We start from the raw sequence: 13,038 nt of genomic DNA, 5'->3' as shown, positions 1-13,038 counted from the left end.
TTCGGGACCGCTTCCCCCGAACGGCTCAGGCCCGCCGGGGGACGAAGCGGAACAGCCCGCCCGCCGCGGCGACGGCCAGCACCGCCACGCCCCCGGTGGCGACGACCAGGCTCCCCGCGCCCGCGAGCGCCCCCACGAGCAGCGGCCCGGACGCGGCCCCGGTGTCGGTGACCAGGCGCCAGGCGCCGAGGAACACGGCCCGGCCCCCCGGCGGGGCGACGTCGGCGCCGAGGGTCATGACGAGCCCGGCGCCCATGCCGTTGCCGAACCCCATGACGACCCCGACGAGGGCGACGGTCCAGGCGGTGTGCGAGAACGGCAGGAGCACGTGCCCGACGGCCAGGACGAGCATCGAGGGGACGCCGACGGCCGCGCGCCCGACCCGGTCCATGACGGAACCGGCCGGGTAGAACAGGAGCATGTCGACGGCGCCGGAGACCCCGGCGACGAGGCTGGTGGTGGTGGCGTCGAGCCCGAGGTGCTCGCACCACAGCGGGAGCACGGTCTGCCGGGACTGGCGCACGGCCTGGACGGCGAGCGCGGAGACCCCGAGGGTCGCGAGGACGTGGGCGTGGGAGCGGAACACCTCGCGCAGGGTGGGCGCGGGTCCGGGGTGGTGCTCGGCGACCTCGGGGTCGGGCAGGGTGAGGACGACGGCGGCCGCGAGCACGACGGCGACGCCGGCGACGACGTAGGACCCGCGCACGCCCCAGACGGCGCTGCCGGCGGCGCCGAGGAACGGCCCGACGAACGTCCCGATCCGCCCGACGCCGCCGAGGGTCGACAGCGCCCGTGCACGCAGGTGGGGCGGGGCCGCGGCGGTCAGGAACGACTGCCGCGCCAGGCTCCAGATCGCGGCGGCCAGGCCGAGGGCCAGGACGCAGGCGGCCAGGACGGTCTCGTCCGGGGCCAGGACGGCCCCGGTGAGGGCGGCCCCGGAGACGAGCGCGGAGAACAGCATCGCGCGGCGCTCGCCGACGCGGGCCACCATCGCGCCCGCGGGCAGGGCCCCGGCGACCTGCCCGATCCCGAGGAGGGCGACGAGGAAGGCGGAGGCCGCCACGGAGGCGCCGAGGTCGCGGGCCGTGAGCGGCAGGACGGGCAGGACGGCGCCCTGGCTGGTGCTGAAGAGGGCTGCGGGGGCGTAGACCGCGGCGAGGGACCGCCAGCCGAGGAAGCGGGGGGCGGGGTCGGCGGGCACCCGGCAACGATCCCAGACACGACTCCTGGGGAGTTCTCAACCCCTCCCGGGCCCGGGAGGGGTTGAGAACTCCCCAGGAGTGGGGGTGGGATCAGCGGGCGAGGGCGAACTCCTGCCCGCGGGCCGAGCGGGCCTTGAGCGCGATCCCGGCGGAGCGGGCCAGCAGCATCCCGACGACGGAGAAGACGATGGCGTTGCCGATGACGGCGGCGATGTCGGGCAGCGCGACGCCGTGCCGGTACAGCCACGTGCCCAGGTCCTGACCGAACCAGTGCTGGGCGCCGTAGGAGAAGGCGAAGCGCAGGACGCAGGCGCCGATCCAGACGGTGAAGTACCCGGCGCCGGCGCGGGTGACGACCTGCCCGGTCCGCTCGTCGCGGCCGACGCGGGCCAGGGCGACCGCCCCCAGGCCCAGCACCAGACCGGCGAGCGCCCCGGCGACCTCGACGGCCAGCCCGACGCCGTGGGTGACGACGTGGGAGGCGAACCACAGCGCGATCGGGGTGCCGATGAGCAGGGGGCGCAGGAGCCGGCCCCAGCCGACGGCGCGGACGCCGCGGTCGGCGAGCAGGGTGGTCAGGACCATCGTGACGGCGATGAGGAGCGAGGTGGTGAGGGACATCTCGGGGCCTTCCGGAGGGGTTTTCCTGGCGACCCCCGAAGACTGCCCCCGGCACCGGCCGCGGTCCTCGGCCGACGGGTCGATCACGGGTGGGTCGGGGGTGGAGACGTCTCCACCCTCAGCGGTGGGCGCGGCTGGGGATCTGGGTGGCGAGCTTGCCGCCGGAGACGTCGAGGAGGGTGCCGGTGATGTAGCCCGCCGCGTCGCTGGCCAGGAACACCAGGAGGTCCGCGACGTCGTCGGCGCTCTCCCAGCGGCGCAGCGAGAGGGTGTCGAGCAGCTCGTCGGCCTGGGCGGCGGGCAGCTCGGCGAAACCGTTCATGGCGGTGGGGACCATGCCGGGGGCGTAGGCGTTGACGGTGATCTCGTACGGGCCGAGCTCGGAGGCCAGGACGCGGGTGAACTGGACGACGGCGGCCTTGGACGCGGCGTAGGCGGCGCTGCCGACGCTGGGGACGATCGCCGCGAACGAGGCGGCGTTGAGGATGCGGCCGCGGCGGCGGGGTCTCATGACCTCGGCGACGGCCTGGCTGACGAGGAACACGCCGCCGACGTTCACGTCGAGGCACTGCCTGAACCTGGCCCACTCCAGGTCGGCGACGCGGCCGTCGACGTTGATGCCGGCGTTGTTGACGAGGACGTCGATCGCGCCGTACTCCGCGACGGTGCGGGCGACGGCGTCCTGGACGGACCTGGGGTCGGTGACGTCGCAGGTGATCTCCAGGACGCCGGGTTCGCCGGGGGTCTCGAAGGCGCGGTCGTAGCCGACGACCCGGCAGCCCTCGTCGACGAACCGGCGGGCCAGCGTGCGGCCGATCCCCCGTCCGGCTCCGGTGACGACGACGACGCGGTCGGTCAGGTCCAGGTGCACGGTTCCCCCTCAATAGACATACTATTCACGGGCAAACCTACGACCGAGGAGACCGACGTGCAACGAGTCCTGTGGATCACCGGCGCCGGGTCCGGCATGGGCCGGGCCGTCGCCCGCTCGGCGGCCGCGGCCGGCTGGACCGTCGTCCTGTCCGGCCGCCGCGCGGAGGCGTTGCGGGACAGCGCTTCGGGCGTCGAGGGGCCCATCCTGCAGATCCCGCTCGACGTGCGCGACGGTGACGCGGTCCGCGCCGCCCGGGCCCGGATCGTCGACGAGTTCGGCCGCCTCGACGCCCTCGTGCTCGCCGCGGGCCGCAACACCCCGCGCCGGCAGTGGGACGACCAGGACGTCGAGACGTTCCACGACGTCGTCGCCGTGAACCTGAACGCCGTCGTCACCGTGATCGACGCGGCCCTGCCCGACCTGCGCGCGAGTTCGGGGGTCGCGGTCGTCGTCTCCTCCTACGCGGGCTGGGCGTTCCACCCCGGTGCCGGGGTCGCGTACTCCGCCAGCAAGAGCGCCCTGTCCTCGGTCGTGCGGACCCTGAACTCCGGCGAGGCCGCGCACGGCGTCCGGGCCACCCACCTGTGCCCGGGCGACGTCGCCACCGACTTCCTCGACCAGCGCCCGAACGTCCCCGACGCCGCGGCCCGCGCGCGCATGCTCACCCCCGAGGACATCGCCCGGACCGTGCAGTTCGTGCTGGACTCCCCCGCGCACGTGCGCATCGACGAACTCGTGGTGTCCCCGGTCTCCCAGCGGTGAGGAGCCCCGCGTTCACCCGCGTCCTCGACGAGATCGGCGCCGCGATCGTCGACGGGGAGTTCCCCGCGGGTTCGCGGACCTCGGTCGAGGTGCTCGTCGAGCGCACGCTGGCCTCGCGCAGCATCGTGCGCGAGGCGACCCGGGTCCTGGCCGCCCTGGGGTTGCTGTCGGCGTCGCCGCGCGTGGGGCTCGTCGTGCGGCCGGCCGCGGACTGGAACCTGCTCGACCCGCAGGTGGTCCGCTGGCGGCTCGCCGGGCCGCAGCGCGAGACCCAGCTGACCGAACTGCGGGAACTGCGCCAGGTGCTCGAACCGGCTGCGGCGCAGGCGGCGGCGGCGCGCGCCGACCCGGCGACCCGGGAACGCCTGCGGACCCTCGCGGAGGGTTTCGACGACGGTTCCGGCGATCCCGCGCGGTTCCTGCGCACCGACGCCGAACTGCACGACCTGCTGCTGCGCGCCGGTGGGAACGCGATGTTCGTGAACCTCGGCGCGGTCGTGGCGCTCGCCGTGGCCGAACGCGCCGGCGTCGAACCCGTCGCCCACGACGTGCACCTGCACGCGGTCCTCGCCCGCGCCGTGGCGGACGGGGACGCCGTGCAGGCCGCGGACGTGATGCGCGAGATCGTGACGCGGACGTCAGCCGAGTGAGGCGACGACCGTGACCAGCGGGGCGTAGAGCCTCATGGCGTCCAGCGCCCGCTCGTGCTCGACGTCCCCGGCCCCCGCGCACGCGTCCGCGACGACCGTGACCGCGATCCCGTCGTCCGCGGCGGGCAGCACCGTGGACAGGACGCAGCAGTCCGTGGAGACCCCGCCCACGACCAGGGGCGCGTCGCCGGTGACCGCGGCGAGCTCGGGGCCCCACTTGCCGAACGTCGGGCGGGTCACGACGGGGAAGTCCGTCCCGGCGAACCCGTCGACCAGGTCGTACAGGGGGTCGGCGTCCGGCACGAGCGCGAAGGGGAACTGCTCGTAGTACGGCACCCAGGCCCCCCGCGGTTCGGCGGGCGCGACGAACCGGGTGAGGACGACGTTCGGCGCGAACCGCTCGACGAGCCGGGCGCACCCGGCGGCCGCGGCCTCGAAGCGGGGCGCGGCCCACGGACCGGCGGGATCGGCGAAGATGCGCTGCAGGTCGATCAGGACGAGCCACGGCGTCTGGGTCACGTCCCGGACGCTACCTCGGTGCGGCAGGGGTGCGGCAGAGTCCTCCCCGTGAGCAACCGACAGCTGATCTCCAGCGGCGGCCCGTGGGAACCCGTCGTCGGCTACTCGCGCGCCGTCCGCCTGGGCGACCACGTCAGCGTGGCGGGGACGACGGCCGCGACCGCCGACGGACCCGAGGGCGGTGACGACGTCGGCGCGCAGACCCGCGCCTGCCTGGTCCGGATCCGGGCCGCGCTGCTGGAGGCGGGCGCGACCCTCGAGGACGTCGTCCGCACCCGGATCTTCGTCACCGACATCTCCCGGTGGGAGGAGGTCGGGCGCGTGCACGGGGAGTTCCTCGGGCACGTGCGCCCGGCCTGCACGATGGTCGAGGTGAGCCGGCTCATCGAACCCGGCCTGCTGGTCGAGATCGAGGCCGACGCGATCATCAGCCGCTGAACCCCCCGGCACCCCCCGCGGGCCGCAGGTTCTCGGCCTCCACCCAGGTCTCCACGAGGACGGGGTCCTCCCCCGGCACCGACCCCGGCACCACGTAGACGACGCGCCCGCGCCACCCGCGCGGCCCGCGGACCCAGGCGACGACGATCCCCGGCCACGGGTCCCCGCCGTCGGGGGGACGGACCCAGCAGTGCCGGACGGCGGGCCGCTCGGCGCGGGCCCGCTGCTCGCGGACGATCTCGTACAGCGGGCGCTGCCCGTCCCTGCGCAGCTGACCACCGGACACCCTCCGAGGATGCCACGGATTCGAACACCCGTTCGATCGTCCCGGCGGACCACCCGTCCGGGGGTGCGGTGCGTCCGGACACCGCTGACGGTCGTGGGGCCGAGCAGGTGTCGGCCGCCCACGACGGCGCGCCGCTACCGCGAGCCGGTGCTGCGTCACCGTTCCTCGACCTGCCACCGTGATCGGGTGGAGTGGCCGTGGAAGCGACAGCCGGGTCTCGTCCCCGACCCGGCAGAACCCGTGACGACCACCGCGCTGGCCGCCGCCGGCGAGCCCGTCACGGTGCTCGGGCGGTTCCCGCTGGACCCGGCGGATCCGTCCGACGACCACGGGGTCCTGTTCGCCCACCCCCGCACCGACGAAGGCGAGGAGGACGTGCTGGTGTGCCACTTCGGGCACCTGCTCGAGGTCGACGACTCGCTGGAGTCGCTGCCCGCGCTCCGGCCGGGCGACGTCCTGGTGCGGGCTCACGAGGAGGCGCGCTGGGTGCGGTGGCACTTCCGCACGGCGGCCGACCTGGAGGCGTGGACGGCCGACCCGGTCGGCTGGGGCCTGGACGGGTGAGCGCACCGGGTGCGGCACCACGTCGTCCGCGAGGTCGTCGACTCGCGGCCCGTGACGTGCCGCACCGCGGAAGTGGTGCGTCCCGACCCGTCCGCGACTCGCGAGCGGGTCGGAACGCACCACTCCGGCGGACGGGCGCCGCGCTCACCGGAGGGTCACTGGTAGCCGATCAGGGTGCGCAGCGACCGCTCGGTCCAGTCGGCCTCGGTGGCGCAGGTGGAGGCCGGGTCCTCCTGGGGCACCAGCCAGTGCTCGAGCACCTGGTGGACGCGCTCGGGGTCGGGCTGCACGACGGCCAGCAGGTCGCGGTAGTCCAGCTGCCCCTCCCCCAGCGGGCAGGACGCCAGGGTGAAACCGGCCCAGCCCTCGCGCCGAGTGAAGACGAAGTCCTTGACGTGGACGTTGACCACGCGGTGCGCCAGGCGGCGCACGACGTCGCGCGGGTGCTCGAGGTTGGCCACGCAGTTGGCCGGGTCCAGCACGATCCCCAGGTGCGGGGAGTCCACCGCCTCGACGATCGCCAGCAGGTCGGTCGTCGTCAGCTGCTCGTACGTCTCCAGGCCCAGCGTCACCCCCGCGGCGGCGTACTCGGGGACCACCAGGCGCAGGCGCTCGACGATCTCGGCGTGCGAGGGGCGGTCGTCGACCCCGTCGACGACCGCGTACGCCATGGAGCGCACGGTCCGCGCCCCCAGGGACCGGGCCAGGGCCAGGTGCTTGCGCAGGTGGTCCGGGCGGGTGCCGCGGGTGCCGGTCTCCAGGACCAGGCCGCGGTCGTCGGCGGCCGCCCGCAGCTCCTGCGCTCCCGGGGGGGTGAGGGTCTCCAGGTCGGGGTGGTCGCAGATCTGGAAGACCTGCCCGCCGAGGTCGGCGATCTCGTGCAGCATCCCCGGCAACGGGACCGCCTGCGCCGCCGAGCGGTGCTGGTACGCGTAGGTGGACACTCCGACGGCCACGACGCCTCCTCCGGCTCCACGACCCGGAGCCTCGCACTGGTCAACCGGTTCAAGGGTACCTGGTGCCGGTCACCTTCCCCGCGCCGGTGCGTCAGCGCGCGAGCTTGGCCGCCCGCCCACCCTTGCGCGGGGCCGAGACGGTCCGCGCCGCCGGGGCCGCGACCGCCTCGACGGCGGCTCCGGCCGGGGTCTCGGCGTGCTCGACCCGGTCGCCCGCGGTGCGCATGTGCGCGTCCATCGCCGCCCCGGCCGCCGCGGCGTCCCCGGCGGCGATGGCCTCGTAGACGGCCCGGTGCTCCCGGCAGGCGGTCAGGGCCTGGTCCTGGCTGCGCAGGCCGCGCTCGACCCAGACCCGCAGCAGCGAGCGGACCGTCTGCAGCAGGTCGCCCATCACCCCGTTGCCGGCGGCGCGAGCCACCTGCAGGTGGAACGCCGCGTCGGCCTCGATGAAGGCGCCCAGGTCGCCGGTGTGCGACTCCATGGCCTCCAGGTGGGCGCGCAGCTCCTGCACACCGTCGGCGTCGATGCGCTGGGCGGCCAGGACCGCCGACCCCACCTCCAGGGCGCTGCGGACCTCCGACAGCTGGGCGGTGTGCTCGCCCGACAGCATCAGCCCCCAGCTGAGAGTGGTGGGCAGCAACTCGGAGGTGCTGTCGCGGATGTAGGTCCCCGAACCGGGGCGCACGGTGACCAGCCCGAGGATCTCCAGCGCCGCCAGCGCTTCGCGCACCGCCGAGCGCCCCACGCCCAGGGACTCGGCCAGCTGGCGCTCGGGAGGCAGCCGGGAACCGGCGGGGAAGGTGCCCTGAGCGATCAGTGAGGTCATCTGCCGGGCCACGTCGGCGACGGCCGACCCGCGCGGGAGCGCCTTGAGCTCCAGCTCCACCCGGATGGGGTCGTCGTCTCGGAAGGCGGGCACGGTCTCAGCCTCTCACGCTCGGGGTCGACGCCGGCTGGTCCACGGGGGCACCGCCCGAGGCGCTGCCCTCGCCGCGGGCGGTGCCCCACGGCCCGACCACCAGGTCCAGACCACCGGCCCGGACCCGCCGGCCCCGCCCCGTCAGGTCGGCGGCGAGCACGACGAGCCGGCCGGCGCGGCGGGCCGCGACCAGGCCCAGCCCGGGGACGAGGGGGCAGGGCAACAGGTCCCAGCCGTCGAGCGCGGCCAGCCAGCCCACCGACTGCGCGGCGGGGAAGGGCTCCCCCGCGACGGAGACCACGCCCCGGGGCCCCCACGTCTCGGCGAAGGTCACCGAGGCCACGCCGGGGACGGCGAAGGCCTGGTAGGAGGCGATCAGCCAGGCCGCGAACCCGTGGCCGGCCTGGCGCGGGTCGTCGGCCGCCCACACGTGCTGCGGGCCGGTGCCGGCCGCCACGACGTCGGCGTCCTCGTCGTGGCGCCCGGACGTCGCGACGGCGTTGAAGCGGGCGCGCAGGGTCACCGGCCCGACGTGCACCGGGCGGGCACCGGCGAGGCGGACGGCCTGCTCGGCGGTCTGCCGCTGCACGGCGACGGCCTGCAGCAGCTGGCGCCGGCCCGTGTCGTGCATCTGCGGGGTGCTGGAGAACGTCCACGCGGGCAGGTCGGCGGGCAGGTCCTGGCGGCGGCGGTTCAGCTCGGTGAAGTGCGCCCGGGTCCCCCCGGCCAGCGGCAGGTCCACCGACAGCTCTACGGCCCGCTCGCGCAGGTGGCGCCACAGCGCGGGGGTGGTGACGTGCCCGACGCCGTCGTAGGCGGCCACCCGCTCCACCCGGTACCGCCGCAGGGCCACCAGCACCGGGTCCAGGTCGGCGCCGTCGCGTGCGGTGATCCGCACGTCGAGACCGGCCCCGCCCAGCAGGTCGGCCTCCCGCCCCGCCCGCGCGAGCACACCCGGCCAGGCCCGGCCGGTGGCGTCGAGCTCCACGAGCAGCGGCCCGCGCCACTCCAGCGCCTCGAGCCGGGGAACCCCTCCGGGCGCGGTCGACGCCTGCAGCTGCAGCCGCGGCGCGGGGTGCGCGCCGGTCGACAGCGGGTCGAGGAGGACGGCGAGGGGCTCCCCCGCGGTGGTTTCACCGGCGGCGGCCGGCGGCGGACCGGCCGGTGCGACGACGACCTCGGCGACGTGCTCGAAACCGTCACCGGCGACGACCGGGACGGGGAAGGGTTCGGTCAGAGGGGTGCTGTAGGTCTTGAAGGAGGCGTCGGTCCAGTTGCGCTGGTCCTCCATCTCGAACACCTCCCCGTGCAGGTCCAGCGACACGTCGAGAACGCCGTCCGTGGTCTCCGACGTCCAGTCGAGCCCGGCCACGTCCTCGGCCGGCTGGTGGGGGGCGATGTCGCGGGGGAACGCCGTGGTGGTGGCCGAACCGTCCGGGTGGCGCACCCGCAGAACGGTTCCGGCGACGTCGACCGGGTGCAGCACCACCAGCCCCATCCGGTTGCGCCGGAACGGGCGGGTCACCTCCCCGGCCACGGCCAGGCGTAGGCGGTTGCCCTCGGCGGTGAGTTCGGAGCGCCACTGCACGCCGGCGCCCAGGTCGTCGTGGGTGGCGCTGAGCACCACGTGCAGACGCTGATCACCGGCTTCCCGCACGTCCACCGAGCAGGAGGTGACGGGCACGGTGCGCCAGTCGTGGTCGCGCACGACGACGCGCAGGGCGCTGAGGACCGGCACCCCGCCGTAGCCGATGTCGTCGACCGAAACCCCCCGCACCGTCATCGTCCACGGACCGGTGGAGAGGTGCTGCGGAGCCGGCTCGTCGTCCCGCCACGCGTCCAGGTCCTCGGTGCTGTCCGTGCCGCCGGTGGGCTGGGGCGACGACACGCTCACAGGGAGGTCATCCCCCCGTCGACGCGGAAGATCGCGCCGGTGGCGAAGGTGGCCTCGTCGCCGCCCAGGTAGACCATGATCCCCTCCACGTCGGCCGGGGTCCCCGCCCGGCCCAGGGGCGTGCGGCTCACGATGGCGGCCCGGGAGGCGGCGTCGCCGGAGATGGCGGTGACCAGCGGGGTCTCGGTGTAGCCGGGCACGACGGTGTTGACCCGGACGCCGTCGGCGGCGTAGGCGGCGGCGACCGTGCGCACCAGGCCGTGGACGCCGGCCTTGGAGGAGGAGTAGGCGGTGAAGTCGCGTCCCTCGCCGTTCAGGCCCGTGGGGCTGCCGGTGCAGATGATCGACCCGCCGCGCCGTCCGTCGGTGCGTCCGCGCATCGCCCGCACGGCGTGCTTGACGGTCAGGAACGTGCCGGTCAGGTTCACGTCGATCGTGCGCCGCCACACGTCCAGGTCCAGGTCGGCGACCGGCGCGTCGTGCCCGAACAGCTGCACCCCGGCGTTGGCCACCACCACGTCCAGCGGTCCGGTCCCGGCGAGGACCCGGGCGTACGCGGCGGCGACGCTGTCCTCGTCGGTGACGTCCACCTGCACCGCGGTCGCGGTACCGGCGAGCCCCGCGGGGAGTTCGGCGACCGCGCGGTCGGCGCCCGGCAGGTCGCGGTCGGCGAAGACGACGTGCGCGCCCTCGGCGGCGAAGCGGGTCGCCACCGCGCGGCCGATGCCGGAGGCGGCTCCGGTCACCAGGGCGTGCTTGCCCCGCAGGCGTCCGGTGGTCGTGCCGTCCGTGGTGGCGCTGCTCATCGTTCGATCTTCTCCAGCTTGAGCATCCTGGTGATGACGGAGTCGAGTTCGTCGTCGCGGAAGATCTTCTTCCAGTCGTCCTTGACGATGGACTCACGGCCGTAGTCCATCGCGATCAGGCACGCCTCGGAGAACGGGTTCGACCCGCGCAGCGTGTTCGTCAACGCGATCTGCACGTGCCCGAACAGCATCGCCTTCGCGGCCTCCTCCGGCACCCCCACGGTGTGGACGGTCTCGTGCAGCGCGTCCTTCAGGAGCTGGCCGATCATGCAGGCCACGGTCTCGACCAGGGTGGGTTCGAGGACGGCGAGCTGCTTGACGCTGACCCAGTGGACGGTGTCGACGGGCCCGTACATGGTCCGGATGACGTCCTCGGCCACGGCCCGCTTCTGCTGGTCGTCGTGCTCGAACGCCGCGACGACGTTCTGCCGGGCCGCCTCGCCGCCGAAGTTGTCGGCGTACTCCTCCGGGCGGGTGCGTTCGAGGAACACCGAGGGGTGGCAGGGGTGGGCGACGGCCTGGGCGACGTCGGCGCGCTGGGCGAGCAGGCCGGCGTAGGCGGCGGCGGGGTCGAGGGTGAGCAGGATCGAGCCGGGTTTCATGGCCGGTACGACGGACTGCGAGACGACGCCCAGGACGGTGTCGGGCACGGCGAGGACGACGACGTCGGCGCCGTCGACGGCTTCGGCGGTGGACACCGCGGTGCGGCCCTCGGCGGCCATGCGTTCGGTGCCGGCGGGGGAGGTCTCGGCGTAGCGGACGGTGTGGGCGGACTTCTGCAGGTTGCGCGAGACGCGCATGCCCATCTTGCCGCCGGCCCCGACGACGGCGACGACGACGGACGGGGTCTCGGTGGGGGTCTCGGTGGGGTCTTCGGTGGTGGTCACGATCCGGTTTCCCTTCAGCGGTTCGAGAACAGCAGGACGTTGAGCCAGTCGGAGTCGACCGGCGGGTGGTCGACCAGCGGCCGCAAGGCTCGCAGCTCGGGGCCGTCGAGGTCGGGGACGACGCGCGGTTCCGGGCCGAACGCCAGCACGGGGCGCTCCGCCGACGCGTACGCCGGCCACTCGGGCAGCAGCGGGTTCTGCGGGGACCCGGTGCGCGCGAACGCGACCCAGGTCGCACGCAGCAGTTCCGAGAGCCGGTGGGCGTCCGCTCCCCCGCCGTTCAGCCCCGCGGCGGCGTCGACGTTGCCGAAGACCAGCGCGACGTCCACCTCGTGCGGCGACAGGAAGTCGCCCACCGGTGTCCGCCACGTGATCCGGTACCGCCAGGCCGGTGCCCCACCGTCGGCGGCGCGCGAGGCCGCCCGGTCGGCGAGCCGTTCGGCGTTCGCGGTGAAGACCAGTCCCGAGGCGATGCGCAGGAACACCTCGTACGGCGAGGCGCCCGGGTGCGAGACGCGCACGGCGTCGACGACCCCCGCCGCGGCCTCCCCCAGCGGGGCCAACCGCTGCGCCAGGCCCTGCTCGGTCAGGGACGGCAGGTCCGGGGAGCCGACGCTCGTGAACAGCGCGACCTCGGTGTCGAGGTCACCGACCAGGACGGGGACGTCGAAGCTCACGGCGCTGGGCCGGGGTTCGAACGGGTCGTCGGGCACCACGACGCCGTCGGCGACCGCCCCGAACGCCGTCAGGCCCCGGCGGGCGCTGACGGACCGGCCGGCCCGCAGCAGGTCCTGCGTCGACAGTTCCCGCAGCCCCTCGACGTCGGAGGTCCCGGCCGCGGCGAACAGCTCCTTCGCGGCGACGGCGGCCTGGGCCGTCGTCTGCACCCGCGGGGTGGCCCCGCTGGACAGGATCGCCCGGTGGAACAACCCCCGGGCGGCCGGCATCCCCAGCAGCGTCGAGATCTTCATCGCCCCGCCGGACTGACCGAACACCGTGACGTTCCCCGGGTCCCCGCCGAACTCGGCGGCGTTGTCCCGCACCCACTGCAGCACCTGGACGACGTCGAGCATCCCGGCGTTCCCCGACCTGGCGCACGGGTGGTCCGGGTCGTCACCCAGGTGGTCGCCGAGGTGCAGGTACCCGAAGACGTTGAGCCGGTGGTTGAAGGTCACGACGACGACGTCGCCCTCGGCCGCGAGCTTCGCCCCGTCGATGGACGGCGACGACCCGGAGTTGGTCGCGTACCCGCCGCTGTGCACCCACACCATCACGGGGCGCTGGCCGCCGTCGCGCGTCGCGGGCGTCCAGACGTTGAGGAACAGGCAGTCCTCGCTCTCGGGCAGGTTGTCCGTGAGCCCGATCATCTGCAGGAACGGGAACTGCGCGCGGTCGAACCGGACGTCGGGATCGTCCTGCGGGCAGGTGGGGCCGAACTCCCAGGCGTTCGCCACGTCCGTCCAGCCGGCGGGCGGACGGGGCGGCTCGAACCGGTGCCCACGGGTGTCCGCGCCGTAGCGGATCCCCTTGAACACGTGGACGCCGTCCTCGCGGACCCGTCCGCGGACGGGACCGTGCACGGTGCGGGCCAGGCTCTCGTCGAACACGTCTCACTCGTTTCCCGGAACCGGTGGTTCCGCTCGGTCGGTGCGCGGACCGC

Annotated in this window: 15 protein-coding genes; 4 read left to right on the top strand and 11 right to left on the bottom strand. The window is 74.9% G+C overall.

The genetic code is table 11. The features are described 5' to 3' along the window. Positions 1–25 precede the first annotated feature (25 nt). The 3 genes from CLV37_RS16835 to CLV37_RS16825 form a co-directional block, all read right to left on the bottom strand. On the bottom strand, positions 26–1,201 hold the full coding sequence (locus CLV37_RS16835) for an MFS transporter (protein WP_106212464.1): 1,176 nt from the start codon (positions 1,199–1,201) through the stop codon (positions 26–28). 91 nt (positions 1,202–1,292) lie between these two features. Then, entirely contained in the window at positions 1,293–1,823 is a 531-nt protein-coding gene (locus CLV37_RS16830; protein WP_106212462.1) for a hypothetical protein, read from the bottom strand. A 118-nt stretch (positions 1,824–1,941) separates the two neighbouring features. Then, positions 1,942–2,694, bottom strand: a complete 753-nt coding sequence (locus CLV37_RS16825) for an SDR family NAD(P)-dependent oxidoreductase (protein WP_106212460.1) — start codon at positions 2,692–2,694, stop codon at positions 1,942–1,944. Positions 2,695–2,751: 57 nt separating this feature from the next. Here CLV37_RS16825 and CLV37_RS16820 point away from each other — a divergent pair, with 57 nt between their 5' ends. Both CLV37_RS16820 and CLV37_RS16815 read left to right on the top strand, forming a co-directional pair. Beyond that, positions 2,752–3,459 (top strand): SDR family oxidoreductase, encoded by a 708-nt coding sequence (locus tag CLV37_RS16820; RefSeq protein WP_106212458.1) that lies wholly within the window; start codon positions 2,752–2,754, stop codon positions 3,457–3,459. After that, positions 3,456–4,109, top strand: a complete 654-nt coding sequence (locus CLV37_RS16815; protein ID WP_106212456.1) for a FadR/GntR family transcriptional regulator — start codon at positions 3,456–3,458, stop codon at positions 4,107–4,109. The genes CLV37_RS16820 and CLV37_RS16815 overlap by 4 nt, the downstream gene beginning before the upstream one ends. On the opposite strand, the gene CLV37_RS16810 is transcribed toward CLV37_RS16815, so the two are convergent. Further along, complete coding sequence (locus CLV37_RS16810) at positions 4,098–4,628, bottom strand: cysteine hydrolase family protein (protein ID WP_106212454.1); 531 nt, start codon at positions 4,626–4,628, stop codon at positions 4,098–4,100. The genes CLV37_RS16815 and CLV37_RS16810 overlap by 12 nt on opposite strands. Before the next feature lie 48 nt (positions 4,629–4,676). Here CLV37_RS16810 and CLV37_RS16805 point away from each other — a divergent pair, with 48 nt between their 5' ends. Further along, positions 4,677–5,066, top strand: coding sequence for a RidA family protein (locus CLV37_RS16805; protein WP_106212452.1), 390 nt, complete (start codon positions 4,677–4,679; stop codon positions 5,064–5,066). On the opposite strand, the gene CLV37_RS16800 is transcribed toward CLV37_RS16805, so the two are convergent. After that, a complete protein-coding gene (locus tag CLV37_RS16800; RefSeq protein ID WP_106212450.1) occupies positions 5,056–5,352 on the bottom strand; it encodes a hypothetical protein in 297 nt (98 codons plus the stop codon). The two genes, CLV37_RS16805 and CLV37_RS16800, sit on opposite strands and share 11 nt — an antisense overlap. A gap of 240 nt (positions 5,353–5,592) precedes the next feature. Here CLV37_RS16800 and CLV37_RS16795 point away from each other — a divergent pair, with 240 nt between their 5' ends. Then, the gene (locus CLV37_RS16795) at positions 5,593–5,916 is read left to right on the top strand and encodes a hypothetical protein (protein ID WP_106212448.1); all 324 of its coding nucleotides are present in this window, start codon (positions 5,593–5,595) and stop codon (positions 5,914–5,916) included. Between the two features lie 155 nt (positions 5,917–6,071). Here CLV37_RS16795 and CLV37_RS16790 read toward each other — a convergent pair whose 3' ends face one another. The 6 genes from CLV37_RS16790 to CLV37_RS16765 form a co-directional block, all read right to left on the bottom strand. Continuing rightward, positions 6,072–6,872: a sugar phosphate isomerase/epimerase family protein gene (locus CLV37_RS16790; RefSeq protein WP_106212446.1), complete on the bottom strand. Its 801-nt coding sequence runs from the start codon at positions 6,870–6,872 to the stop codon at positions 6,072–6,074. A 91-nt stretch (positions 6,873–6,963) separates the two neighbouring features. Further along, positions 6,964–7,791 carry a FadR/GntR family transcriptional regulator gene (locus CLV37_RS16785; RefSeq protein ID WP_211298720.1) on the bottom strand — a complete coding sequence of 276 codons (828 nt, stop codon included), beginning with the start codon at positions 7,789–7,791 and terminating at the stop codon, positions 6,964–6,966. A gap of 4 nt (positions 7,792–7,795) precedes the next feature. Next, on the bottom strand, positions 7,796–9,679 hold the full coding sequence (locus tag CLV37_RS16780) for a D-apionate lactonase family protein (RefSeq protein ID WP_146149450.1): 1,884 nt from the start codon (positions 9,677–9,679) through the stop codon (positions 7,796–7,798). 2 nt (positions 9,680–9,681) lie between these two features. Next, positions 9,682–10,491, bottom strand: coding sequence for an SDR family NAD(P)-dependent oxidoreductase (locus CLV37_RS16775; protein WP_106212442.1), 810 nt, complete (start codon positions 10,489–10,491; stop codon positions 9,682–9,684). Continuing rightward, positions 10,488–11,378, bottom strand: coding sequence for a phosphogluconate dehydrogenase C-terminal domain-containing protein (locus tag CLV37_RS16770; RefSeq protein ID WP_211298719.1), 891 nt, complete (start codon positions 11,376–11,378; stop codon positions 10,488–10,490). Before CLV37_RS16770 ends, CLV37_RS16775 begins: the two co-directional genes overlap by 4 nt. Before the next feature lie 14 nt (positions 11,379–11,392). After that, positions 11,393–12,985, bottom strand: coding sequence for a carboxylesterase/lipase family protein (locus tag CLV37_RS16765; RefSeq protein WP_106212440.1), 1,593 nt, complete (start codon positions 12,983–12,985; stop codon positions 11,393–11,395). Positions 12,986–13,038: the final 53 nt, after the last annotated feature.

It is taken from the genome of Kineococcus rhizosphaerae (genome assembly GCF_003002055.1).
Lineage (GTDB): Bacteria > Actinomycetota > Actinomycetes > Actinomycetales > Kineococcaceae > Kineococcus > Kineococcus rhizosphaerae.
The sequence above is the reverse complement of the archived record's forward strand: the minus strand, read 5'-3'. Positions and strand labels throughout refer to the sequence as shown.